Below are 23057 nucleotides of genomic sequence, written 5' to 3' on the forward strand. Positions count from 1 at the left end.
CCCAGCGTGTCAGCGTGAGCGCAGCGAACTCATAAACGACGGGCGAAACAGCATTGAACAAGGACGCGCCAAAAGCGCGAAGGATTTCTGGGTTCCGGATCTGGCCATGCAACTGCGTTGCAGACCGTCCGGAATGACGATGGTGAATTTGTTTGCGCCCCGCTCCACCGTCATTCCGGACAAGCGCAGCAAAGCTGTGCGCCGATCCGGAACCCAGCGTGTCAGCGTGAGCGCAGCGAACTCAAGAGCCAGACTGCAAGCAACGCTAAAAAAGTGACGGCACCCAGGGCGTGACCGATCTCCAAGCTCCGGATCTGGACAGGCAACTGCGTTGCAGACAATCCGGAATGACGGTGGTGTGTTTGTTTGCGCCATCTCCACCGTCATTCCGGACAAGTGCAGCAAGGCTGCACGCCGATCCGGAAACCAGCGCATCAGCGTGAGCGCAAGCGAACTCAAGAGCGAGACTGCAAGCGACACCAAAAAGTGAACGCGCCCAGGGTGCGACCGATCTCAAGGTTCCGGATCTGGACAGGCAACTGCGTTGCAGACCGTCCGGAATGACGATGGTTGGTTTGTTTGCCCCCCTTTCCGCCGTCATTCCGGACCAGCGCAGCTCAGCTGCGTACAGATCCGGAACCCAGCGTATCAGCGCGAGCGCAGCGAGCTCATTTTCAATTCCGCACCAACAAAAAGGCCGCCCGGTCGTCTCCAACCAGGCGGCTTCGTCTCTCAAACGCAAAGTTGCTGCTCAGATCCCCTTGAACAGCACACCGGCTGCCAGAACCGCCCAGGAGGCGATCAGGATGTGGACGGTGGAGAGGCCGATGCTGGGAACGGCGATGCCGGCGAGCGGCAGGACGGCGACAACAAAGAGCGCAAGGGAAATCAGGAAAACGAGAAAGGACGGGGGTGTCAGTCGCATGGGAACCTCCTGGGAAACAGACGAGACGATCCGGCACCGGTCCGCTGCCCAGGACGGCTTCCGGCGGGATCGGGAGTTTTTCGCCGCCCAGCCCCAAATGCCCGGCCGGTCCGGCGCGGCCACCTGAGCGAGCCACGGCGAAATTGTCAATGTCGGAAATGACGGGGCGTTGTCGGGTCCAGAGGTTTTTGCAACGAATGCGCGCTCTGTTGGATCGAGAGCGTCCAAGCAGCGTTCTGTGGCCTGCACAAATTGTGACCCCGCACCCGGCAATCAGGCCAATGTCAGGACCTAGAACGTCCAGGCCGTGTTGATCCAGGAGATTTCGGCGCCTTCGATATAAACGCCGATTTCAGCGGCCGCGGACGCGTTTGCCGGGTCGGCGTAGAACCACAGATGCGCGTCGCGGCCATCGCCTGTCTCGAAATAGTAGCCCGAGCCGCCGCGATCCGCGTTGCGCAGATCCCCTGCCCCGAAGCGCTCGTCATAGCGGCCCTGAACCAGGATCTCGCCGTCCTTCAGACAGAGTTGCAGGAGCGGCGTCCCCTTCTCCGAGATCTTGAGGCTTAGCGGGCCCTCGGCAAATTCCAGGTAGCGCTCAGCCTTGTCCACGGCCAGAACATCGCCCTGTCCCGGGCAGGCTGCGGCTTCAGGTGCCGGCTGCACCGGCGTTTCCAGGGCGAATTCCAGATGAACCGACAAGGTGCCTTCGGTATAGGGCAGCTGCCGGTCAGCGGTCTTGGTGCGCACAAAATTGGTGATGTCGATCAGGGCCTCGGTCAGGCGCACCGTCTCCTTGGCGGTCAACACCTCGAAGAAGGCCTCCATGAAGGGGCTGTTGTCGCCCTCTCCATCCAGCGCCTGGTGATCGGGTTGAGCGGAATAGACCACCATAAGGTCCTGCAGCTGATGATTGACCCGGGCAAGGCCCCTTGCATCGGAGGAGAAGAGCTTGGTCAGCGACCGTGTCGCTTCGAAGGGATTGTCCCGGCAGGCATCGACGATCAGCAATTTGACGCCCTTGGCCACTGACAGCGCCTCCAGCAACTCGTCCATCCGGACGGCCGTCTGCTGGAACACCTCGCGCGTTTCCGCGCCCGTATCGGTCGCCAGCAGATAGTTGATATTGTCTGCCTGAACGCCATGTCCGGCAAAGAAGATCGCCGCGACCTCGGCCGTGGCGGCACTGGCCTTGAAGTCCTTAAGGGCAGCCCGCATGGTGGCCGCGTCCGCGTCCAGCACCACCTCCGTCTCAAAGCCGAGCGCGGCAAAGGTCCTGGCAGCGAGATCCGCGTCCCGCACAGGATTGTCCAATGGCGCAACACTTTGATAGGCGCTGTTGCCGATGATCAGCGCGGTCCTGGCCGCGTGCACCGTTCCCGACAGACCGACCCAGAAAACCAAGGCCAATAGAACTCCGACAGCTTGCAGCATTCCAGCCTCCTCGGCCGACTGATCTTTGCAGGGAGAGCTCGCTCTCTCAATCCGGCACAGTCTAGCGCGAGTGCGCGCAAGCGGCTCATAAAAATGACGTTAGGGAAATTTTCTGATCAAGGCATGGTGAGTGAATAGACCTCAACCGGCACTTTCAGACCGCGGAGCTGCTGCGGCCCCTCCGCGACCAGCTGGTTGGCCGGCAGCTTTTCCGCCAGGGCGGCATCCAGCAACACGGCCCGCCCCAGCACCTTGGCATGAGCTTCCAGGCGCGCCGCGCGGTTGACGGTATCGCCATAAACGGTAAAGGCCTGCCGGTCCGAAGACCCGATGCTGCCGGCCGCAACCGGGCCCGCCGCCAGTCCGATGCGGATGGCGAAACCTGCCGCCTGCGCTTCGCCGATAAGCGCATTGCCGGCCGCAACCGCCTCCTGCTCGGGCCTGTCGCTTTCAATCGGCGTGCCGAAAGCGGCCATCAGGCCATCGCCGGTGAACTGAATGACCACCCCACTGTGACGGCTGATCTTTTCTGCGCAACCGGACAGAAAGTCGTTCAGATGTTCGATCACTTCCGTTGGCGGGCGGCCCGCCGAGTAGCTGGTGAAACCGGCAATATCCATCACCAGGATCACGGCGGGCCGCTCCTGCGGGGTCAAGGCTTCCGGATCCTCGATCAGGCGCTTGGCAATGGCTTCGGGCACATAGCGGCCGAGGGTTGCCGCGATCTGCTCGCGCTCGGCCTGAGCCGCGACCTGCGCCAGAAACACGCGGCGCGCCCGCGCCACTGCCAGCGCGAGGATCAGGGTCGCAATCATCAGGAAACCGGTTTCCTCGATCCGGTTCCCCCGGCCGATGAAATCGGCAGACAGAAACAGGGCTTCGTAGTCGGCGCGCGTTGCGCCGGGCGTCAGGTCTGACCAGGACAATCTGCGTTCCATACCGGAAATCGCGATGAAGAACGCGGCGAACCAGCCCGCCACGGCCACACCGCCCGCCCAGAGCACCAGGCGCGGCGACAGCGACAGGGTCGCCATGGCAACCAGCGGGAACAGATAGTAGATGCCATACGCACGGAAGGCGAGGATCTGCGGCACGTCTTCTCCCTGGATCACGGGCAGAAAGGCGAAGGTTGTGCAGATGGCCAGAATGTCGATCGTGTAGATGGTATATTTCATCCACCAGCGATCGAACCGCGTGCCGATCACGCTGGCATGCGCGATGCCGACAGCGGTGAACAGGCCGAGAACCAGGAAGATCAAAGGATTGGGGTAAAAGCCGAAGGCGAGCCAGGAACCGCCAACCCATAGAAAAGCGGCACCGACTGCAACCGTCCGGCAAACGATCGCAAGGCGTAATCCGCGGCGCTCTGCCTTCAATAGCCGCGTTGTGTCCGGAGCGGTCCGGGGGATGGCCTGGGTCATGAAATGCTGCTCACCCGTCGGTAGATAAGGCATGTTTGGGCAGAGTGTAGGCTGCCCCCAGCGGAAGTACCAATTGACTTCACGGATCGCAGCGGCATGCTGGCTTTGGCGACCGGCTCAGGTCGCATTAAGGCCAGAGGGGGGCTGACACGGTGTATCGCAGTTTAGGGTTTGTGGGTTTGTCATTGGGACTTGTGAGCGGCGCGTCCGCCGAGTTGCCCAAAACCAGTTTCGGCGACTGGTCGGTCTCCTGCAACGCGAAAAACTACTGCATTGCTGAAACCGATGGGGAAGCCTCCAACGGCGAAGCTTTCCGGCTGAAGATCGAACGCAGCGCCAAGGCGGATGGCCAGGTTTATGTCACCTTCGATCCGGCAACCGCCCTTTCCGAAGGTTTGCCTGCGCGCATCGAGATCGAAAGTCTCGAAGAGGACAATTACGGCTATTTCGGCAAGGTTTCTAAGGTCTACAAGGGCAACGAGATGACCTTTGGCGGCGATGCCGACCGTGACCTGATGGAAAAGCTCCGGATGGGTGAAGATGCGGCGATCCAGATCGAATTCGGCGGATCGACCGGCACCCTCACCTATTGGGTTTCGCTCAAGGGCATCACCCATGCGCTGCTGAAAATCGATGAAGAACAGGGGCGCGTCGGCCGGCTCGACGCCATTGTGGCCTGGGGTGGCCTGCCGTCGGACAAGGACAGCGGCATCTCGGCCAATGCGTCGGCCGCCGCCCGGCCCGCCACCAAACGCAAGTCCCAGACGGCTTCCAACGATGCAGCTGCGTCGAATGCGGCGAGCGCCCGCGACACAGCGTCCAGCGCTGCCCCCGCAGCACCGGCCAATGACTTGCCGCCACCGGTCATGCCGTCCCAGGACTTGGCGGCCGGTCCGCGCGGATTGGTCTATAACGTCAGCGAGATCCCCGACAGCGTCCAGATGATGGGGTACCGCACGCTCGACTGTCAGCTGGAAGAAACGGTGCCGGCTTTCGGCGCGCAGTTCTATGCCGAAGGCGATGTCGAGACCTGGGTCGTCCCCTGCCAGATGGCCGATGCCAACGTGCCCTATTACATGGCGATCCACATTCCCTTTAATCCCTCGCTTGACGAGTGGAAGGAGTTCGAAACCCCTCCAGGGTTCAACCAGCCCAATCACGCGCTGGTCAACAACCTCTTCTTCGATCCGGCGACGAGCCAGGTCACCGGCACGACCTACTATTCGCCGAATTACGATTGCGGCGCCTTCGAAAGACACGAGATGGAAGCCGAAAGCGGCAACTACATCCTGATCGAGTACCTGGAAAAGGGGAACTGCGACGGCGTTGGCGGCCCGCCCGAAGCCTGGCCGCTCAGCTGGACCATCGACGAAATGGGTGGCTGAGGGTTTGAGCCAGAACGCTGATAGCCGAGGTCAGGTAACCGAAGCTATCAGCGTGAGCGCAGGCGAACCCCAAAACTCGAAGGCCTCGTCTTACCGGCCTTCCTGGAACAGTCCGTAGAAGGTTGCACACTGCAGGACGAGCACACCGTTCATGGTGGTGGAATTCATGTCGATGACGATTTCCGCATAGGCGCCATCGACGCCCTTGATGTATTCCAGCTGGGTCTTGCACTCATCGAGACCACCATCGGACTCGATCAGGATCTCGTCGCTCATGCCGCCGGTCGGTACGACCTTCAACGTCATGGCAGCCGGGTCTTCATCAACATGGTCTGCCATGGTGATCGCAAGAATGTCCTTGCCGGCGATGCGGTAGGTCAGGAACTGCTGATAGGCAGACGCTGTCCCGGCCAGGCAGAACCCGAGCAGGAAGACAATCAGGCGGGCCACAAGTCGCATTTGCATCGGTTTCTCCAGCTTGAACGAAGGTCGATTGCCATTGGTGCATAGTCCGGCGCCGGAACAAAGAGCTTTCCGGCGCGAGGCTTGATTCCGGGCGGCAAGCCCGGCACTGTTCGGACCATGGTCAAATCTGCCGATAAGAGCGGAGGACACCATGGAGGAACCAATGACGAAGATTTTGCTGTCCGGGCGTTTGCCCGCGCTTGTAGTCGCCCTGTTTCTTTTACCGCTGATGCTGCCGACCAAATTCGTGCAGGGATCAGCTGTCGCGCAGACAGTCACTTTCGAATTGCCGCGCGCTCCGCTGACGCCGCTGCAGCAGAAACGTCTGAAGACAACAGCCACAAACCTATCCCAGGGTCATTTCTCTGGTGACCTGCGTCTGCCGAAGGGCGACGGGCCGCATCCCGCGGTCGTTGTGATCAGGACCTGTCATGACGCGGCCCACTACGCTCCCTGGCTCGACCAGCTCGAGAACTGGGGCTATGCGACCCTTTCCTTTTCCCGGTGCCAGCCACCGGATCTTGTACCGGACGATGCCGAAATTCCGGCGCTGGACTGGAAACGCGGGTCGCTGGCAGCGCTCGGTGCCCTGCTTTACCTGGCAGACCGGCCTGAGATCGACGCCGACAGGATTGCCATCATGTCCTGGTCGCGTCTTGGAATGATCCCGCTCAGCACCTTGCAATATGAAGGCTTTGCGCAGTTTTTCGAGGCGAAATTTGCTGCCGGTGTCGCGCTTTACCCTTTCTGCTCCTTTGCCCGCGGTCCTCATATGGGGCCGATCCTCATCGTTTCCGGCAAGGAGGACGACTGGGTCGACAACACGGTCTGCCATCGCGTGGCCGCCGAAAGCAGATCGGATGAGCATCCGGTCAGGGCCGTCTTTCTGGAGAACGCAGTGCACGGCTTTGACATAGCGGCCTTTGGCGCGCCCAGAGCCGTCGAAGCTGCTGTCATAAATCCGGATCGGTTTGCTGCCGGGGGCGGCACGCTCGGGTATAATCCGGCCGCCGCAAAAGCGGCCCAAGGGGAAATTCGGCAGTTCCTGGACCGGCATCTGAGATAGGTCGCTGGAAGGAGACCGGTTAACCATATCGTCAAAATGGTTAAAATGCCGGGGATATCTGTCTTTTTGGGGTAACACTTGCCGATGTATTCTGCAGGCCGATTTGTGTGAGTCGTTGAATTCGCACGCCCTCATGGGTTAAGAAAGAGTAAACGTATTGCGTATCTTTCGCCGGGCGGCGCCGGCGCGGAAGTCAGGAGACAGGAATGGGCATTTTCTCGAAATCCTCGCGCCCGGGCGACGGTCAGGAGCAGCAGGTCGAGACCAGGACAGAGGCACCCCCGGCCCCGGAGACACCTGAAGTCTCCGAGAAGGCCAATGTCGAGCAGCTTTCGCCTTTCGCCCTGAAGATGCAGGAGAAGATGAACCAGCTGGACGGGCTCAAGTCCCGGGTCGGCGGTCTCAATCAAACCTTCGAGCAGATGCAGGCTTTCGCCATGGAAAGCCAGACATCCATTCGCATGATGTCGGAATTTCTCGAAGTCTCCCGTTCAAGCGTTGAAACCGAAGTCCGGCTGAAATCGGAAAATGCGAAAATCTCGACCGATCTGCTCGATGCCGAGCACAAGGTCAAGACGCTGACCACGCAGCTGGAAGACGCCCAGGCGGAAGTCCATTCCCTGCGCAAGCGCGCAACGGAAACCCGCACCGCCCTGGAAACGGCGCGCAACGACATTGTCTCGATCCGCGACAACAACAAGAAGGTCAACGAGGAGTACCGGCTCCAGAGTGCTACCTTGGTCGAAGCGAATTCCCAGGTGGCCGATCTGTCCGGTCAGCTCAACGACCTCAAGGCCAAATTCGAAACCCTTGAGAAACACGCTGAGAGCCTCGGATCCGACCTGGAGGCCGTCCGTCACCGCGAGAAGGAACTCCAGCAGAACCTCTCTGAAAGCGCCAAGCTTCTGGAAGACGAGGTCCGCAAGAACAACCAGGTCACCAGCGAGCTGGAGGCCGTCAAGCGTGAGCTGGGCGAATTCCGCAACGACAATATCGACCTGAAGTCTCATCTGGACGTCGCCAACCAGGAACTGGTCTATGCCAAGTCCCGGCTGGAGGAAGAACAGCGCAAGCACGACAACGAGGTTTATGCGCTCAATGCGGAAATCGAGAACCTCTCTTCCCAGCGCCGGATCGGTGCGCAGTCTTTGCAGGAAATGGCGCGCGAGAACTCCACGCTGAAGGAGCGCAGCCGGGATCTTCTGAAGCGCATGCAGGAAATCGAGCACCTGCTCGACAGCGCCCAGAAAAACCACGAGAAAGACCGCAACGAGCTGATGGCGACCACCGCCAAGCTGCGTGAACTCAACCTGCGTTACAATTCGGCCCTGACGGACCTCAATCACCAGCGCAACCAGAACCAGAAATTTGCCGACAATCTGGAAGACCTGATCGAAGAGAACAAGCGTCTGCAGCGTTACAAGATCCAGGTCGACACCGCCAACGAGCAGATCGTTCAGCTCAAGTCGGTGATCGCGAATTACCAGATGGCGATGGAAGGCAGAGGCCCGGCAGAAGAACTCGGTCTGACCGAGACCGTGGATCCGGCCAGCGATCTCGGGATCACCGAACCCCTGTCGAGCGACCTGGAACCTATGGATATCGACGATTTGACCATGGATCCGGATGCAGACAACGGTCCGGATGATGACAAACCGAGCGGCGGCGACGACAAGGTCGTGAAACTGCGCGATTGATTGCAGTCGCAGACACAACGAGCAATCCGCCCCCGGACCCTAAATCCGGGGGTTTGTTTTTTAAAAACCCGGTCAGGCGTGGATTGCGACTGTGCTACAAGGCAGCGCGCAACTTTCGGGCTCGCGTGCAATAGACATCGCGGAGAGCCCGCAACTCGGCATCGACGCTGCCTGACTGCCTGTAGCCGAGGCCGCGAATTCTGGTGTCATCGATCCTGCAGGCCGCGGCGTTCGCGAGCCGATCGCGCAGAAAGTGGCGCCCGGCGCTTCTGCCGGTGACCTCGGAGACATGATCGGCCACGTCCAGGACGGTCAGGTCTTCGGCCCCGGACACGTTGTAGACACCGAGATTGTCCTGGATGGGCGCAGTGAGAACCAGGGCGATCGCGTTGGCCAGATCGCCAACTGGCAGGAAAGTTCTTTCCTGATGACCGGATCCCTCGATCGTCAGACGCTGCCCCAGCAAGGCACGCATGACAAAGCGTGGAAACAGCTTTTCTGGGTTCTGCCCGGCCCCGATGGCGTTGGTCGGCCGCAGGATGGTTGCGTTAAGCCCTTGCTGAGCGGCCATCATCACGGCTTCTTCCGCCATGGCCTTAGACGAGGCATAGGGCGTTACAGGGCGCAGCGCTGCCTCTTCGCGCAGGGGATCAAGCGCAGGGCCGTAGACCTCACTTGAACTGACGTGAATGAACCGCTTTACCCCTGCTTTGAGAGCTTCGCTGAGCAGGGTTTCGGTTCCGGCGACGTTGACGTCGAAGAACAGATCCGGTTCCGCATAGGCCCGGGGACCATGTGTCTCCGCCGCCAGGTGAATGACGGCATCGCATTCGTGAAGGGCAGCTGCGACGTCAATGCGGGACCGGATGTCGCCGCGAATGACCGGCAGCTCCCCTGCTTCGCCGGCCGGAGCCAGTCTGCGAAAATCAGCGGCATAGGACACACGATCCAGGATTACGGTTTCCGCGACGCTCTCAAGTCTTGAAACCCGTCGAAACACTTGCGAACCGATGAATCCAAGGCCACCGGTGATCACCACCTTGCGAAACAAGTTGTCCTGTTTAGACGCAGCTGACGTTTCTTCACGTTCCATATTGGCACAATTCCTGAGAGGCGCGGTCGTTCCCCGGTCTCACAGCAGAATTCATGCCAGCGCTGTTCTGCAGAACAAACAAAAGCCCGGGAAGACCCGGGCCTGCAAACAACAAACGTGTCCTGAAAGCACCTATTCCGGTTCGACGGTGAACTGCAGCGGGTAACCGAGCTGTCCGGCTGCATCGATCGCCCGGGTTGCCTTGGTTTCTGCAACGTCTCTCGGATAGACGGAGACAACGCAGGCCCCCTTCTGATGCGCTGTCATCATCACCACCTCCGCCTGCGCGGCGTCCAGCCGGAATTCGGCCTTCAGGATCAGGGTGACGAATTCCCGTGGCGTATAGTCGTCATTGAGCAGAATGACCTTGTAGAGGTTCGGTTTCTGAACCTTCGTCTTCTGCTTCAGTCTCGGTTTCAGATCGATGTTACTCATGGCACTGGCCTAAGCTATCGCCTCATGGGTCGCGTCGAGCGATTTCACCTGGGGTCCTGTTGTCCCCGGCATTCACTGCCGGTCCTTTATCTCAGGCCTTGCGATGAGTGGGCGGTAGCTGTCCGACCTAGTCTCCAACCGGCCTGCTGTGATGCCACTATAGTGCATTGCGAAATCGAAGAAAACATGACGATTGCGGCAAACACGGTCACGTTTTCAAACAAAACCCCCGCGCCAGGCGCGAGGGTCTCAATTGCTTCTGAAGTTCAGTAACTTAGACTGCAGCGACCTGATTCAGGAAACCGTCGATGCGCTCTGCCAACTGGCGGGTGTTGTCGGCCACCTCCGAAGAGGTGCGCGATACGTCGCCGGCAGACTGCGATGTGTCGTCCACGGCGGATTTCACGCCGGTCATGTTCTCGCTGATTTCGCGGGTACCGGAGGCAACCTCCTGGATCGAGCTGCTGATTTCTGCGGTTGCAGACCCCTGCTCCTCGAGAGCCGCGGTAATCGAGGTGGTGAACTCGTTCACCTTGACCATGATGTTGGCGATCTCTTCAATCGCTGCAACAGAGTCGGAAGACGCGCCCTGAATGGCATTGATCTGGGCGGAGATTTCCTCGGTTGCCTTGGACGTCTGCGTCGCCAGTTCCTTGACTTCGGCGGCAACAACAGCAAAGCCCTTGCCGGCCTCACCGGCACGCGCGGCCTCGATGGTCGCGTTCAGCGCCAGGAGATTGGTCTGTTCGGCAATATCCTGGATCAGCTGCAGGACCGCACCGATCTTCTGAGCCGAAGAGGCAAGGCTTGCCACCTGTTCGTTCGCCGAAGTTGCCTTGGCATTTGCAGACGACACCACATCGCTTGTTTCAGCGATCTGACGCGAGATTTCACCGATCGAGGCAGACAGCTCTTCGGAGGCCGAGGCAACCGTCTGGACGCTGGCATAAGCCTGCTCAGTCGCGGCGGCGACTGAAGCCGTTCGCTCCGTGTTGCTGGAAGACAGATCCATCAGAATGGACGAGATGGTGCCCATGTTCTCGGTGGATTCGGTGACCGGCTGAAGCAGTCGCTGACTGTCTTCACGGAAACCTGAAATAAGCTGTTCGAGAGATGCCTGGCGCTGGCGTTCGTTTTCCATATTCTGCTGCTGTTCGTCCTCCAGCTCCCGCTGGCGCAGGCCGTTGTCCCGGAACACCTCGACAGTACGTGCCATCTGCCCCATTTCGTCAACGCGCTCAACATAGGGGATGTTGATGTCGTAGTTGCCGTCTGACAGCGTGGTCATGGTTTCAGACAGATTTCCGATCTGACCGGTGATCCGGCGGATGAGCGCAACCAGAACCAACGACACGGCAACAATCGCAATCAATGTGATGATCAACGCGGTCATCAGAGCTTCGCTGCGTGCGGCTTCAATTCCGGCAAGATCGAAACCGACATAGATGTAACCGAGTGTCGCAACCTGATCACCGTCGCTGCGGGTGATCGGCTTGATGCCGATTTCATATCGGGAGCTGCTGAAGAACGACGTATCGGCCGAGGCGTTTTCGCCACGCATCTCTGCAGGAATGAGTCCCACCAGGCCATCCGCCAGTTTTTCCGATTTCTTTTGCTCGTTTAACTCTTCCCACTTTTCGCCGCTTGGCAAAGAGGCAATGACCACCGGCTCGATGGCCGTTCTGACTTCATCGCGCATCAGCGACGAAAAGACGCCATCCAGTGTGTCCGGTTTGTCGTCGGTTTCGTGCACGACGGCCCAGGAGAAGTTCTTGTTGTTGAGAAGCGGCGCAAGAAGGCTGGCGGCCAAATCCTGGTCAAAGTCCCAGATCGCATTGCCAAGCGCCTGGTTGGTCAGGTTTGCGCTCATGCTGATCTGTTGCTCGAAAGCATCCTGTACCGCCGACACGCGCTGGGTCGAGGTGATATAGGCAAAAGCGACGAACGCGACTGCAACGACAGCGACAATTGGCACCGTGGTGGTGAATTTCACAGATTGCCAGAACTTCATAATGTCCCCCAATAAGGTTTGTTTCACTAATACGGGGACTGTCCAAAAAATGTCTTAATCGGGCAGCGATTTGCCTGAATCACGATGACTTTTCTCTAAACATCTTTTGGCTCTTCAATAGATGTATCGCCGGCTGAACTAAACCAATACGCGAACAATCGCAAATTGTGCCTATGCAGTTCTCCGGGTTCGGCACCTGACATAACGCCACCTTTCACAGCACCTACGGAAATCAACCCACTTCGACCGCGCAGCGAAATTCTGCGTGGGCCAATCCAATTGCTGTCGGGCCTCGTATTCATCACAGTCTGAACTGAACGCGACACGAGGAAGTCGTCATGATCTTGACCCCGAAAACGATGCCCCGCCGCGGCAAGACGATAGGCGCTCTGCTGCTCGGTCTGTTTCTGACAATATCCCTACCAACGGCTTCAGTCCTTGCCGATCTTGGCGCTGCCGCCCGCTCCGTGCCGTCGGCCCAGCTGGTCGGCAAGGGGCGAATGACCTATCTCGGGTTCAAGGTTTTCGATGCGGAGCTCTACGCACCGGGTGGCACATACAGCGCTTCGTCGCCGTTTGCCCTGAAGCTGACTTACCTTCGCAATTTCAAGGGCGCTGCAATTGCCGAGAGCTCTGTCAAGGAAATGCGCCGTCAGGGCGCCGTTTCCAAAGGCCAGCTCGCCTCCTGGGAAAAGCAGATGCAGGCGATCTTTCCAAACGTCTCCAAAGGCCAGTCGATCACCGGTGTTCGAACCTCCAGCGGAAGCACCGTCTTTTACATCGGAAACAGGAAGCTCGGCACCATCAATGATCCGGCCTTCACCAGGAAATTCTTTGCGATCTGGCTCGGCAACAACACCCGAAATCCGCAGTTGCGCGCGCGTCTCGTCGGGGCCGGTTCGTGACAAAAGCGATTGGCGGGGCCAAGGCCCCGCAGCAAGCAAATGACAACCCGGCAATCGAAAGGACGCTTGAAGAAGACAACGGGCCTGCTCGTCTTCGCTGGCCAGACCTTTTTGCCTATGGCGCGATGGCCTTCCCTCTGGCCTTTGCAGGTCTGCCAATCTATCTCCATGCGCCAGACTTTTATGCGGTCACCATGGGCCAGTCCGTTACCCTGCTCGGGACAGTGCTTCTGGTGCTGCGCCTTGTCGATGCTGTGCAGGATCCGATCATCGGCAGCCTGAGCGATCGCTTTCACAGCTCCAGAGCCACCATCCTCGCCTTGGGAGCCGTGCTTCTCGGCGCCGGTTTCTGGATGCTGTTTCATCCAACTTCCTCCGCAACGCTGGTCTGGTTTGCCGCTTCCGTCTTGATCTGCACGACCGGATTTTCCGTTGTTTCCATCAATTTTCAGGCGTTGGGCGGATTGTGGCGAACACGATCTGCAGACCGGACCGGCGTAACTGCCAGCCGCGAGGCTTTCGGGCTGGTTGGGCTTCTGGTGGCAGCCGTCGCACCGCCGGTCCTGATGCACCTCTCAGGTCCGCAAGACGCCTTTCACTGGTTGGCGCTTTCCTACCTGCCGCTTCTAGCGCTCGCCTATTGGTTTCTGGTGCGCTGGATGCACAAAGCCCCCCTTGCAGTGCCGGAGACAACGCAACAGGACGTCGGGTGGTGGACACTGATAAGAGACCGCTGGCGCGGAACCTTCTTCGCACTCATGGCACTCAACACGTTCGCAAGTGCCATTCCCGCCGTACTTGTACTGTTTTTCATTCGCGACCGTCTCGGGGCAGAAGCCTATACAGGACTGTTTCTGTTGATCTATTTCCTGTCCGGCGCCTTATCGATGCCACTCTGGACACGCCTTGCAAGAAAGTTCGGCAAGATACGAACCTGGCAGATATCGCTTGGCGTTGCCGTCCTGACCTTTTGCTGGGCGATTTTGCTCCAACAGGGAGACATCGCTGCCTATGCGGCTGTCTGCGCTTTTTCCGGCCTTGCGCTGGGTGCGGATCTGGCCTTGCCTCCGGCGATCCTCGCCGATCACATCGACGCTGACGAGCGGCAGGGAGACGCCTCCCGCCTGTTCTCGATCATGGCATTCCTGTCAAAATCGGCGCTGGCGCTTGCAACCGGTCTGGCGCTTCCGCTGCTTGGCCTGTTCGGGTATCAGCCCAACGCGCCCATGACCCTTGAGCTGAACTTCGTGCTCAGCCTCACCTATGCCGGCCTTCCCTGCATTTTGAAACTCATGGCCCTGATCGGTCTCATCGTGGCTGAAAAAGACCTTGCCCGGAACCGTTCACCCGTGTGAGCCTGAATCATCGTCGAAACAGTCTGGTGCTTCCATGGCCGTCCGTCCTCCGCAACTCACCAAACCCGCTGACAAGGACCCGCTCGCCGCGGTGCTCGAGCAGGAAATCTTCAACGAAAAGGCGGCGACGCTCTCCCGGCTGAACAAGAAACTGGAAGAGGCGCTGCAACGTCTGGAGGCATCCGGCTCTGCCCAGGCGATGACAGAAGAAGACCTGTTGCCCCTGCTGGCCGAAGCCGGAGAAGCGCTGTGGCACGTCACCATTCAACGTGAATTGTGTGGCCTGCGCGAGCACAAGGCCTTTTATGATTTTCTGGGCGTCCCAAAGTCCGTTCGCCTGAGAATGGGGCCCGCAAAGAGCTACCAGACCTCCTGAATTTTACGAATTGCTGACAGCTGTGACTGGCATCACTTCTTTGTTGATGGGCCCGTCCTAGGAAAAGGAACCAGTTGCATCTTTGGTGCACGAGTGGTTTTTTCTGGGGGCTTTTTGAAAGATGCGTTATTTACAGTCGCAAATGACGAGCTATGTGCAATGGATGTGGCTCGCGGGCGCGCAGACATGTGTCCAGCGCCATTTAAAAAACAAGGCCAGGCGCAAGACGGTCATGATGTGCAGGAAGACCCATCGGTTTAAACATACCGCCCGATTGCTGGCGGCCGGTCTGGCTATTGCGGTGGTGTCGTGCCCCGTAACCCTTCCGCTGGCGACCGCGACACAGGCTGAAGCCCAATCCGTGCGCACGGTGCCCGAAGGCAATCGCTACCGGTCGCAGCCCAAAATTCCCTTTGCCTCTTCCAGGCGCACTTCTGCCTCCAAATCATCCTACGACGCCAAATTCGACAAGGTGCTCGCGGTCCTGAAACGAGATCGCAGGCTGATGGGATCGATCAAGCGGGTGGCATCGAAATACGGCATCGACCCGATCCACATCGTCGGCGCCATCGTGGGCGAACACACCTACAATTACGACACGCTGGACAGCGCCCAATCCTATTATGTCAAGGCATTGTCCTATGCCGGCATCCGTTTCGACTTTGAACTGAACGGAGAACATGTCGACGCTTTTGTCGAACGACCCCAGTTCGATCGCTGCCGCAAGGAACATATTCAAAAGAGCAGCGACCGGCGTTGGTCATGCTACGAAAACGTCTGGAACAGCAAGTTTCGCGGCCGCAGTGTCGACGGTGTGCGCTACCCCAAGAAGAATTTCAACGAGGCCTTCTTTCAGCCGCTGTTTTCCGGCCAGAGTTTTGGTTTGGGTCAGCTGAGCCCGCTGACAGTCCTGAAAATGACGGACCGGGTCTCCCGACAGAGCAGCTATCGCAAACTGAAAGCCTCCGACCCCAAAGAGGTCTACAAGGCCACCATGGATCCCAACATATCGCTGCATTACATGGCAGCGATCATTCAGGACGCCATCGCGGCCTACAAATCGGTCGGCAAGGTGGACATCTCCAACAATCCGGGCCTGACCGCAACGCTCTACAATCTCGGCGACCCCTGGAGCCGCGCAGCCAAATTCCGGCGAAGCGGGCAGTCCTGGCCACGTGAAAACTACTACGGCTGGCTGGTCAACGACCGGATCGACGATCTGCGGGCGCTGATGTAGCGCCCGGAACCGTCTTGCCAATCACTGCAGGAACGGATTGTTTTCGCGTTCATGACCGATGGTCGAGGCTTGGCCATGCCCTGGCAGGAAAGCGACATCGTCGCCGAGTGGCAACAGCTTCTCCTGGATGGACTTGATCAACGTGGCATGGTCGCCGCCGGGGAGGTCCGTTCGTCCGATTGACCCGGCAAACAGCACGTCTCCAGAAATCGCGAAACGCAGCTCCTTGTCGACAAAGACCAGATGTCCGGGCGAATGGCCTGGACAATGCAGCACGTCGAAGGACCGTCCGGCAATCTCGACCGTGTCTCCTTCCACCATCCAGCGATCCGGTGTCACGGGCTTGACATCGTCGACACCGAACTGTGCGGCCTGCTCGGCGACCCGGTCGATCAGCGGCTTGTCGGCTTCATGCGGACCTTCAACCGGAACGCCAAGAGCCGAGGCGAGATCCGCAGCACCGCCGACATGGTCGATATGTCCATGCGTCAGCACGATCTTTTCGACCGTGACACCCTGCTTCTGGATCGCAGCCTGGATCCGGTCTACATCGCCGCCCGGATCGACAACAGCCCCACGCAAAGTGGCCGGGTCCCAGATCAGCGAGCAGTTCTGCTGGAACGCCGAGACCACGATGACCATCACCTGGATCGGCGGCATGCCGTCCTCTCCGGCCTCCTGCGTTCCGTCCTGGTCCGATGTGTTGCCTTCCTGCGGCATGATTGCCTCCTTATCGCGGCACCTCCACAGGTGCCGACCCCTTGTAACAAATACGGGACAACGCTGTCCGGTGCCGTGATTCTGTGCACTATCGGCTTCACCTTGCCGCGCGCATTTCGTACAAGATGAATGGGCCTGTGAGAAGATGTCCTAATAAATCGGGTGACCGGACCTAATGACGCCAAGATTGTTGACATTGCTGATCTCCGCGACAACGGCGCTTCTGGCAGCCTCAGCTTCGCTGGCGCAACCCGGCCGCACGGTGCCCAGCTTTGAAAGCTGGACGGTGGATTGCGGCAACACAGGCGTCTGCTTTGCCTCCTCTTACACCCGCAGCCAGTCGGTCTGGGTGGATCTTCGCATCGTCCGGGACTGGCAGGCGGAAGCCCAGCCACTGGTTCGCCTGACAACCAACAGCGAGCTGCCGAAGGAAGGCACGCTTCAGTTTGCGGTCGATGGCACGGCGATCGAATCTCTTCCGATCGAACAGCTCCGGGAAATGCAGCCCGCAGTCAAACCTCCAGCAGGTTTCCGTCCGCTTGGAGGCGAAGGCTTCTGGTACCCGACCGGGCCGGCAACCCTCACCCTTTTGGAAGCCATGCGCTCCGGCAAGGAACTCAAGATCATTCTGCCAGCTGTCAACGGCTCGGATCCGGTCACCGTTCCCGTACCCTTGCATGGCCTGAAATCCAGCCTTCTGTGGCTCGACAACCGCCAGGACCGGACCGGAACCGTTTCGGCGATCGTCGCGCCCGGAACCGACCCCGCCAAGGATGCGCCTCATGCGGTCTCGCTGATGAGCGCCGACCAGCTGCCGCCGGAAGTCGCGGCGGTCTGGTCCGCCAACCGGCTGTGCTCGGAAATCGACCCGACCATCTTTGCCGGACTGAACGCCGTCCGGGTGCCTTTTGCCGATGGGGCATCGCTCTACATCATCCCCTGTGGCGCACCGACCGCCTATAACAGTCCCTATGTCGCAATCCTGGCTGGGAAGGAAGGCGCTGCCCGTCAGGTTCATGTTGCCCGCATGTCGGAAAAAGGCCCGATTGCAACAGATCTGATCTACAACGCAAAGTGGATTCCCGCAGATCAGCAGCTGGTCAGCTACTTCAAGGGCTCCGGTGTCGGCGAATGCGGCCTCTGGAACCGGTGGGTCTGGAACGGCACCGGACTGGTCCTTCTGGAGGAAGCCGCCAGAACGACCTGTGACGGAACGGAGCCGGACTTGTCCAATTGGTCAAGCAGCTGGCCCCTCAAAAAAGCCTCCAATTAGGGCTTTGCCCAAGGATTTTCTTGCGATTTCGCATTTCCCGACCTTATGATGCTAACGCAGCGGCTGGAGTGGGATGTGGCGAGTTTGTTTCAACCCGCTCTTCAAGTGTTGATAGGACGTACAGGGTGCGTCTGAGTGAAGTGACTCGACTGTGAAGGCGGGTGAGGTTGGTCGATATGTGCCGGACTGGCACAGAGATTAAGGTGATTTGGTAATGCACGATGGCGATTCGGACCGGAGGTCGCGTGGTCGGCGCGGCGGCAAGCGCGAGTTTGGCGGTCCGCAAGACTTCGGCAGTGATTTTGGCGGCAACGATTTCGGTGGTGATTATGGCGGTGGCCGTGACGGGGGCTACCGAGGCGGACGCAGCAATGATTTTGGTGGCGGCTACGGCCGCGACGACAGAGACGGCGGTGGTCGTGGCGGTTATGGCGGTCGTGATGGCGGCGGCGGTCGCGGCGGTTATGGCGGCGATCGTGACGGCGGCGGCGGCGGCGGCGGATATGGCGGCGGCCGTGGCGGTTATGGCGGCGACCGAGATGGTGGCGGTGGTTACGGCGGTGGCGGCCGCGGTGGTTACGGCCAGCGTGACGGTGGCGGCGGTGGCGGTTATGGCCAGCGCGAAGGCGGCGGCGGCTATGGTGGCGGCGGTCGAGGCGGCTACGGCCAGCGTGACGGCGGAGGTGGCTACGGCCAGCGCGACGGTGGCGGTGGCTACGGTCAGCAGCGCCCGCGTCGGGATGGCCCACCCATGGAGCGCGGCCCGCGTCAATCTGGCACCGTAAAGTTCTTCAAGTCCGACAAGGGCTTTGGCTTCATCACACCGGATGAGGGAGATGCGGACGTGTTCGTTCATATCTCCGCGGTTGAGCGCTCAGGTCTGTCTTCCCTGGACAGCGGCATGCGGATTTCCTTTGAAACGGAACCCGATCGTCGCGGCAAAGGACCGAAAGCCGTCAACCTCCAGGTCCTCGAAGAAGACGGCAGCGAACCGGCCGGCGATGACGAGGCTCCTTCCGAGGAGTGATGTGCTGAGCGCTCTGTCGCTCCGATGAGTAAACCGACCCAATCCATCAGGGCGCAGCAAATGTTGCGCCCTGTTTTTATGCCAATCCGCAAAAGCACCTCCTTTTCAAGCCCCGCCCCGCCGCCTATAAGGCAGATCCCGTCCCTTTCAGGTGATCCTCATGGCGTCAGACATCTCTTCCCAGGCAACCGTTCGCCCCTTTCTACCCGGCGATCTCAGCACGCTTCTGACAATGAACAATGCGGCCGTGCCCGCAGTCAGCGAGGTGACGGCAGAAGAGCTTCTCGACCTGATCAACCAGGCGCTGATCTGCCTCGTTGCCGAAGTAAGTGGCGAACCGGCAGGTTTTCTGCTGTGCCTCGGAGACGGTGTGGATTACGACAGTCCAAATTACGCCTGGCTGAGCGCGCGCGTCACCAATTTCGCCTATACCGACCGTATCTGTGTCAGTGAGACCATGCGCGGCCGCAAGATCGGCGATGCGCTCTATGCCGCCCTGTTCGAACACTACGCGGGAACAGGCCGCAGTTTCCTGTGCGAGGTCAACGAACGTCCGCCCAACCCTGGGTCACTGCGCTTTCATGGCCGGCTCGGCTTTGAGGAAATCGGCAAGGCAGACCATGGTGACAAGGCGGTTGTCTATCTGCAGCGTCCCGCCGAACCGAAAGCCGACAACGGCTCATGAATTACCGTCACGCCTATCATGCAGGCAATATCGGCGATGTGCTCAAACACATCGTCCTGGCGCGACTGATCACTTATTTCCAGCGCAAGGACAAGCCATTCCGAATTCTCGACACCCATGCCGGGATCGGCCTTTATGACCTGACCGCCGTCGAAACACAGAAGACAGGCGAATGGCAGCAGGGCATCGCCAAGGTGCTTGAGGCCGACATGCCCGCTTCGGTCGCCGAGCTCCTGGCACCATGGCTTGGCGTCGTACGGGATCTCAATCCCGATGATCGGCTCGAACGTTACCCCGGCTCTCCGCAGGTTGCCCGCCAGCTGCTGCGCAAGATCGATCGCCTGACCCTGACCGAACTCCACCCGCAGGACTTCCGGACCCTGTCCGAGCGCTTCACGGGAGACCACCAGGTCAAGACCATTCATCTCGATGGCTGGCTGGCCATGGGCAGTTTCCTGCCGCCCAAAGAAAAACGCGGCTTTGTCCTGATCGATCCGGCCTTTGAGGTGACCGACGAATTCACAAGAATGACAGACGCCGTCCTCAAGGCCTGGAAGAAGTGGTCCGGTGGCACCTATGCCCTCTGGTATCCGCTGAAAGACGCCAGGGCGATCCGCCGCATGCACGAGGACTTCGCCGCAGCCGGCGTGAAAGACGTCTTGGCCCTGAGCTTGAGCGTTGGCAAAAGCGGCCCAGACACACGCATGCTCGGCTCCGCCATCACCTTGATCAATCCACCCTATACGTTGGCGGACGAGATGAGACAGGTTCTTCCCTGGCTCGCCGAAACACTGCATCAGGGGCCCGGGAGCGGCTGGGACGTGACACAACTGATCGGCGAATAATCAGCGCACGGGCACTTTTTCAAGGGATCGAAGCTTGACCTTCAGAGCGGCCTCCCCCATCGTCTCATTCACTGTTTGCCTTCCGGAGTTCTTGCCGTGCGTATTGCCCGTTTTGCCTCTTCGACCTTGTCGGCCCTGCTCATCGCCGGCAGCCTCGCTGCGCCGGCCGCTGCCGACGAGAACCGGGTTTATTTCTCCTTCTCCGGCGAAAAACGCCTCCCGGATTGCACGGCGGGTTCCGTGACCGGTGCGGTACGCAATTCGGTGGCGAGGGCCTACGCCGACTATTATGGCGGCGTCAGGATCACGAGTGTCGACGAAATCCGCGAGGTTGCCTATCGCGACCACGGTGTCAGCCCGGTGGCGCGCCGCTATTGCAGCGGCAAGGCCAGCCTGTCGGACGGGTCTTTCCAGTCCGTTCACTACATGGTTGAAGAGCATGCCGGGTTTGTCGGCGTGGGCTGGAATGTGGAAGCCTGTCTCAGCCCGCGTGACAAATGGCGGGTCTATGGAGCCCGTTGCAGCACGGTGCGCCCGCACTGATCGCAGCTTGGAAGGATCAGCGGATGATGCCGGCAGCCCGTTTCCGGGTGCTTTGCGCCCTCCTGACAATCGTTTGCTTCCTGCAACCGGCACGCGCCGACACGGCCGGCGAGTTCGACTTCTACGTTCTCGCCCTGTCCTGGTCGCCGACCTATTGCAAACAGGAAGGCGCAAGCGCCAGCCGGCATCAATGCGATGTCGCCACCCCCTTCCGCTTCATCGTGCACGGTCTCTGGCCGCAATATGAGCGCGGCTATCCGGAGAGCTGCCCGGGCGCACCGACACGCATCGACCGGGATATCGCCGTTTCGATGGAAGACATCATGCCGAGCCATAATCTGGTCTTTCATGAGTGGCGCAAACACGGCACCTGCTCCGGGCTTTCGCCGGAAGCCTATTTTGACCTGACACGCGAAGCCTTTGAAAAAATTAACATTCCCGGCGCCTTCCGCACACTGACCAAGCGGGGCAAGGCTGCTCCTGCAACGGTTGAGAAAGCCTTCCGGCTTGCAAATCCCGGTCTGACGGAGGACGCCATGGCCGTCACCTGCGACCAGGGAGAGCTTGAGGAAGTCCGGATCTGCCTGTCCAGGGACCTTGAGTTCCGCGCCTGCCAGGAAGTCGACCGCAAGAGCTGCCGAGCAGACAGTCTCTCCGTCCCGCCGCCGCGCACCCGCTGATCTTCCGCCGCGACCGCGGTACGTCCACCGTTTCTTTGTTTGGAGCCGCATTATGATGAAATTGCGTTCGTCCCCCCCTTCGCCTTTCGGCCGCAAGATCAAAATCGCCATGGCGATCCTGGGACTGAAAGACCGGATCGAGATCGAAGACGCCAACACCGCGGATCCCTCCGACAGCCTGCGGAGCCAGAACCCGCTTGGGAAGATCCCGGCCCTGATCCTGGAAAACGGCGACGTTCTTTACGACAGCGCAGTCATTCTGGAATATCTCGACTTTCTGGCCGGTGGCGGCAAACTGTTTCCGGCCGGCGAAGCCCGCTTTGCGGTGTTGCGCAACCAGACCCTTGCCGACGGCATCATGGAAGCAGCCATTCTGAGGGTCTATGAAAAGCGCTTCAAGGAACCCAAATACCGGGATCCGGCCTGGGACGCCTATCAGGGCGCCAAGATGGCGCGCGGCCTGGCCTATTTCGAAGAAAATGTGCCGAAAATGCCTTCCTCGGCAGACGACATTGATGCCGGAACGCTGACATTGGCCTGCATGCTTGGCTATCTGGATATACGTTTCGGCAACGACAACTGGCGGGACGGGCATCCGAAACTGGCCGCCTGGCTCGAGGCTTTCGAGGCCGCCGTTCCAGCCTTTGCGACCACAAAGATACCCCCCGCTCCGGTGCCCGATAACGATCCTGCCCTGTTGCAGTAGTCTCTGGAAATGCCGCAGGTCTGGCCTCGCCCTTCAACAAGGTGCCCGTGTCAGACCCGGAGCACAGCCATTTCCGTGCGCTGAACTCTCCAGACGATTTGGACGCAAACGCATTTTCAGACCATCACAGGATTTAAGATCATGGACGCCCCTCACTGGTTCATCTTCCTGGCCACAGTCCTTGGCGTGTCCCTGATCCCAGGCCCCAGCACTTTCATCGCTTTCGCCCATGGCGCTGCTTATGGATGGAGCCGTTCGGTCCTGACAGCATTCGGCAACACCACTGCTTCGGTCTTGCAGGCGGTTCTGGCCTCTGCCGGGCTGGGCCTCGTCGTCACGAGTTCAGCAACGCTGTTTCTCGCCATCAAATATGCCGGTGCGGTTTACCTGATCTATGTCGGCATTCAGCTGTGGCGCAGCGCGGCCCGACAAGTGTCGCTTGACGGCGGGCAAGAAGGCACGCGGGAGCCATCTCACAGGCTGTTCACCGCGGGTTTCACCGTGGCGATGAGCAACCCGAAAGCGATTGCGTTCTTTACCGCACTGTTTCCACAATTTCTGTCGGTGGACGGCAACAGCCTGGAGCAATTGGCCGGCATGGTCTTGCTCGTTGGGCTCAGCGCGTTTTCCGTGGCCCTCTTTTACGGCTGCGTCGGCGCATGGGTTCGCGGCCTCAAGCTGTCCAGGGCGATCATGACAAGGATCTACAAGACCACAGGTGGTCTCTTCGTGGCCAGCGGGATCGGCCTGGCAGCATCAAGAAGTTCCTGAGA

Annotated in this window: 24 protein-coding genes; 16 read left to right on the forward strand and 8 right to left on the reverse strand. The window is 59.7% G+C overall.

What is annotated here, in order from left to right:
- Positions 1-751: 751 nt before the first annotated feature.
- Positions 752-925, reverse strand: coding sequence for a hypothetical protein (locus ACO6TG_RS07630; protein ID WP_422377625.1), 174 nt, complete (start codon positions 923-925; stop codon positions 752-754).
- Between ACO6TG_RS07630 and ACO6TG_RS07635 the strand changes: the two genes are divergently transcribed.
- Entirely contained in the window at positions 924-1052 is a 129-nt protein-coding gene (locus tag ACO6TG_RS07635; RefSeq protein ID WP_422377626.1) for a hypothetical protein, read from the forward strand. The genes ACO6TG_RS07630 and ACO6TG_RS07635 overlap by 2 nt on opposite strands.
- Positions 1053-1216: 164 nt before the next feature.
- Here ACO6TG_RS07635 and ACO6TG_RS07640 read toward each other — a convergent pair whose 3' ends face one another.
- Together ACO6TG_RS07640 and ACO6TG_RS07645 are read right to left on the reverse strand one after the other, a co-directional pair.
- A complete protein-coding gene (locus ACO6TG_RS07640) occupies positions 1217-2359 on the reverse strand; it encodes a caspase family protein (protein ID WP_422377627.1) in 1143 nt (380 codons plus the stop codon).
- A 116-nt stretch (positions 2360-2475) separates the two neighbouring features.
- Complete coding sequence (locus ACO6TG_RS07645) at positions 2476-3780, reverse strand: adenylate/guanylate cyclase domain-containing protein (protein WP_422377628.1); 1305 nt, start codon at positions 3778-3780, stop codon at positions 2476-2478.
- 194 nt (positions 3781-3974) lie between these two features.
- Here ACO6TG_RS07645 and ACO6TG_RS07650 point away from each other — a divergent pair, with 194 nt between their 5' ends.
- The gene (locus ACO6TG_RS07650) at positions 3975-5165 is read left to right on the forward strand and encodes a DUF1176 domain-containing protein (protein WP_422378851.1); all 1191 of its coding nucleotides are present in this window, start codon (positions 3975-3977) and stop codon (positions 5163-5165) included.
- 90 nt (positions 5166-5255) lie between these two features.
- On the opposite strand, the gene ACO6TG_RS07655 is transcribed toward ACO6TG_RS07650, so the two are convergent.
- Positions 5256-5630 carry a hypothetical protein gene (locus ACO6TG_RS07655; RefSeq protein ID WP_422377629.1) on the reverse strand — a complete coding sequence of 125 codons (375 nt, stop codon included), beginning with the start codon at positions 5628-5630 and terminating at the stop codon, positions 5256-5258.
- Positions 5631-5793: 163 nt separating this feature from the next.
- On the opposite strand from ACO6TG_RS07655, the gene ACO6TG_RS07660 reads away from it, so the two are divergent.
- Positions 5794-6696 carry a dienelactone hydrolase family protein gene (locus ACO6TG_RS07660; RefSeq protein WP_422377630.1) on the forward strand — a complete coding sequence of 301 codons (903 nt, stop codon included), beginning with the start codon at positions 5794-5796 and terminating at the stop codon, positions 6694-6696.
- A 206-nt stretch (positions 6697-6902) separates the two neighbouring features.
- A complete protein-coding gene (locus tag ACO6TG_RS07665; RefSeq protein ID WP_422377631.1) occupies positions 6903-8393 on the forward strand; it encodes a hypothetical protein in 1491 nt (496 codons plus the stop codon).
- Positions 8394-8487: 94 nt separating this feature from the next.
- On the opposite strand, the gene ACO6TG_RS07670 is transcribed toward ACO6TG_RS07665, so the two are convergent.
- The 3 genes from ACO6TG_RS07670 to ACO6TG_RS07680 all read right to left on the reverse strand — a co-directional run bounded on the left by ACO6TG_RS07670 (position 8488) and on the right by ACO6TG_RS07680 (position 11932).
- Positions 8488-9486 (reverse strand): NAD-dependent epimerase/dehydratase family protein, encoded by a 999-nt coding sequence (locus ACO6TG_RS07670; RefSeq protein WP_422377632.1) that lies wholly within the window; start codon positions 9484-9486, stop codon positions 8488-8490.
- A gap of 132 nt (positions 9487-9618) precedes the next feature.
- Positions 9619-9921, reverse strand: coding sequence for an ATP-dependent Clp protease adapter ClpS (gene clpS, locus ACO6TG_RS07675; protein ID WP_094071888.1), 303 nt, complete (start codon positions 9919-9921; stop codon positions 9619-9621).
- Between the two features lie 274 nt (positions 9922-10195).
- Entirely contained in the window at positions 10196-11932 is a 1737-nt protein-coding gene (locus tag ACO6TG_RS07680; RefSeq protein WP_422377633.1) for a methyl-accepting chemotaxis protein, read from the reverse strand.
- Positions 11933-12270: 338 nt separating this feature from the next.
- On the opposite strand from ACO6TG_RS07680, the gene ACO6TG_RS07685 reads away from it, so the two are divergent.
- The 4 genes from ACO6TG_RS07685 to ACO6TG_RS07700 all read left to right on the forward strand — a co-directional run bounded on the left by ACO6TG_RS07685 (position 12271) and on the right by ACO6TG_RS07700 (position 15805).
- Positions 12271-12837 (forward strand): chalcone isomerase family protein, encoded by a 567-nt coding sequence (locus tag ACO6TG_RS07685; protein ID WP_422377634.1) that lies wholly within the window; start codon positions 12271-12273, stop codon positions 12835-12837.
- On the forward strand, positions 12834-14192 hold the full coding sequence (locus tag ACO6TG_RS07690) for an MFS transporter (RefSeq protein ID WP_422377635.1): 1359 nt from the start codon (positions 12834-12836) through the stop codon (positions 14190-14192). The genes ACO6TG_RS07685 and ACO6TG_RS07690 overlap by 4 nt, the downstream gene beginning before the upstream one ends.
- 34 nt (positions 14193-14226) lie before the next feature.
- On the forward strand, positions 14227-14568 hold the full coding sequence (locus tag ACO6TG_RS07695; RefSeq protein WP_422377636.1) for a DUF6665 family protein: 342 nt from the start codon (positions 14227-14229) through the stop codon (positions 14566-14568).
- A 232-nt stretch (positions 14569-14800) separates the two neighbouring features.
- Entirely contained in the window at positions 14801-15805 is a 1005-nt protein-coding gene (locus tag ACO6TG_RS07700) for a DUF1402 family protein (RefSeq protein ID WP_422378852.1), read from the forward strand.
- 21 nt (positions 15806-15826) lie between these two features.
- On the opposite strand, the gene ACO6TG_RS07705 is transcribed toward ACO6TG_RS07700, so the two are convergent.
- Positions 15827-16465, reverse strand: a complete 639-nt coding sequence (locus ACO6TG_RS07705; protein WP_422378853.1) for an MBL fold metallo-hydrolase — start codon at positions 16463-16465, stop codon at positions 15827-15829.
- A gap of 247 nt (positions 16466-16712) precedes the next feature.
- On the opposite strand from ACO6TG_RS07705, the gene ACO6TG_RS07710 reads away from it, so the two are divergent.
- The 8 genes from ACO6TG_RS07710 to ACO6TG_RS07745 all read left to right on the forward strand — a co-directional run bounded on the left by ACO6TG_RS07710 (position 16713) and on the right by ACO6TG_RS07745 (position 23055).
- On the forward strand, positions 16713-17798 hold the full coding sequence (locus ACO6TG_RS07710; protein ID WP_422377637.1) for a DUF1176 domain-containing protein: 1086 nt from the start codon (positions 16713-16715) through the stop codon (positions 17796-17798).
- Positions 17799-18012: 214 nt separating this feature from the next.
- Positions 18013-18825 (forward strand): cold-shock protein, encoded by an 813-nt coding sequence (locus ACO6TG_RS07715; RefSeq protein ID WP_422377638.1) that lies wholly within the window; start codon positions 18013-18015, stop codon positions 18823-18825.
- Positions 18826-18985: 160 nt separating this feature from the next.
- The gene (locus ACO6TG_RS07720) at positions 18986-19510 is read left to right on the forward strand and encodes a GNAT family N-acetyltransferase (RefSeq protein WP_422377639.1); all 525 of its coding nucleotides are present in this window, start codon (positions 18986-18988) and stop codon (positions 19508-19510) included.
- Positions 19507-20355: a 23S rRNA (adenine(2030)-N(6))-methyltransferase RlmJ gene (locus tag ACO6TG_RS07725; RefSeq protein ID WP_422377640.1), complete on the forward strand. Its 849-nt coding sequence runs from the start codon at positions 19507-19509 to the stop codon at positions 20353-20355. Before ACO6TG_RS07720 ends, ACO6TG_RS07725 begins: the two co-directional genes overlap by 4 nt.
- A gap of 96 nt (positions 20356-20451) precedes the next feature.
- On the forward strand, positions 20452-20898 hold the full coding sequence (locus tag ACO6TG_RS07730; protein ID WP_422377641.1) for a cytoplasmic protein: 447 nt from the start codon (positions 20452-20454) through the stop codon (positions 20896-20898).
- A gap of 26 nt (positions 20899-20924) precedes the next feature.
- On the forward strand, positions 20925-21578 hold the full coding sequence (locus tag ACO6TG_RS07735; protein WP_422378854.1) for a ribonuclease T2 family protein: 654 nt from the start codon (positions 20925-20927) through the stop codon (positions 21576-21578).
- A gap of 52 nt (positions 21579-21630) precedes the next feature.
- Complete coding sequence (locus tag ACO6TG_RS07740) at positions 21631-22284, forward strand: glutathione S-transferase family protein (RefSeq protein ID WP_422377642.1); 654 nt, start codon at positions 21631-21633, stop codon at positions 22282-22284.
- 141 nt (positions 22285-22425) lie between these two features.
- Complete coding sequence (locus ACO6TG_RS07745; protein WP_422377643.1) at positions 22426-23055, forward strand: LysE family translocator; 630 nt, start codon at positions 22426-22428, stop codon at positions 23053-23055.
- The last annotated feature ends 2 nt before the right edge of the window (positions 23056-23057 follow it).

This window comes from Roseibium sp. (assembly GCF_965233565.1).
In the GTDB taxonomy this organism is placed as follows: domain Bacteria; phylum Pseudomonadota; class Alphaproteobacteria; order Rhizobiales; family Stappiaceae; genus Roseibium.

Bases quoted from the DNA above. Each gene is read 5' to 3' on its own strand.
- ACO6TG_RS07635 (WP_422377626.1), top strand. From the start codon at position 924: ATGGGAACCTCCTGGGAAACAGACGAGACGATCCGGCACCGGTCCGCT.
- ACO6TG_RS07630 (WP_422377625.1), bottom strand. From the start codon at position 925: ATGCGACTGACACCCCCGTCCTTTCTCGTTTTCCTGATTTCCCTTGCG.
- ACO6TG_RS07640 (WP_422377627.1), bottom strand. From the start codon at position 2,359: ATGCTGCAAGCTGTCGGAGTTCTATTGGCCTTGGTTTTCTGGGTCGGT.
- ACO6TG_RS07645 (WP_422377628.1), bottom strand. From the start codon at position 3,780: ATGACCCAGGCCATCCCCCGGACCGCTCCGGACACAACGCGGCTATTG.
- ACO6TG_RS07655 (WP_422377629.1), bottom strand. From the start codon at position 5,630: ATGCAAATGCGACTTGTGGCCCGCCTGATTGTCTTCCTGCTCGGGTTC.
- ACO6TG_RS07660 (WP_422377630.1), top strand. From the start codon at position 5,794: ATGACGAAGATTTTGCTGTCCGGGCGTTTGCCCGCGCTTGTAGTCGCC.
- ACO6TG_RS07665 (WP_422377631.1), top strand. From the start codon at position 6,903: ATGGGCATTTTCTCGAAATCCTCGCGCCCGGGCGACGGTCAGGAGCAG.
- ACO6TG_RS07670 (WP_422377632.1), bottom strand. From the start codon at position 9,486: ATGGAACGTGAAGAAACGTCAGCTGCGTCTAAACAGGACAACTTGTTT.
- clpS (WP_094071888.1), bottom strand. From the start codon at position 9,921: ATGAGTAACATCGATCTGAAACCGAGACTGAAGCAGAAGACGAAGGTT.
- ACO6TG_RS07680 (WP_422377633.1), bottom strand. From the start codon at position 11,932: ATGAAGTTCTGGCAATCTGTGAAATTCACCACCACGGTGCCAATTGTC.
- ACO6TG_RS07685 (WP_422377634.1), top strand. From the start codon at position 12,271: ATGATCTTGACCCCGAAAACGATGCCCCGCCGCGGCAAGACGATAGGC.
- ACO6TG_RS07695 (WP_422377636.1), top strand. From the start codon at position 14,227: ATGGCCGTCCGTCCTCCGCAACTCACCAAACCCGCTGACAAGGACCCG.
- ACO6TG_RS07700 (WP_422378852.1), top strand. From the start codon at position 14,801: ATGATGTGCAGGAAGACCCATCGGTTTAAACATACCGCCCGATTGCTG.
- ACO6TG_RS07705 (WP_422378853.1), bottom strand. From the start codon at position 16,465: ATGCCGCCGATCCAGGTGATGGTCATCGTGGTCTCGGCGTTCCAGCAG.
- ACO6TG_RS07715 (WP_422377638.1), top strand. From the start codon at position 18,013: ATGCACGATGGCGATTCGGACCGGAGGTCGCGTGGTCGGCGCGGCGGC.
- ACO6TG_RS07720 (WP_422377639.1), top strand. From the start codon at position 18,986: ATGGCGTCAGACATCTCTTCCCAGGCAACCGTTCGCCCCTTTCTACCC.
- ACO6TG_RS07725 (WP_422377640.1), top strand. From the start codon at position 19,507: ATGAATTACCGTCACGCCTATCATGCAGGCAATATCGGCGATGTGCTC.
- ACO6TG_RS07735 (WP_422378854.1), top strand. From the start codon at position 20,925: ATGCCGGCAGCCCGTTTCCGGGTGCTTTGCGCCCTCCTGACAATCGTT.
- ACO6TG_RS07740 (WP_422377642.1), top strand. From the start codon at position 21,631: ATGATGAAATTGCGTTCGTCCCCCCCTTCGCCTTTCGGCCGCAAGATC.
- ACO6TG_RS07745 (WP_422377643.1), top strand. From the start codon at position 22,426: ATGGACGCCCCTCACTGGTTCATCTTCCTGGCCACAGTCCTTGGCGTG.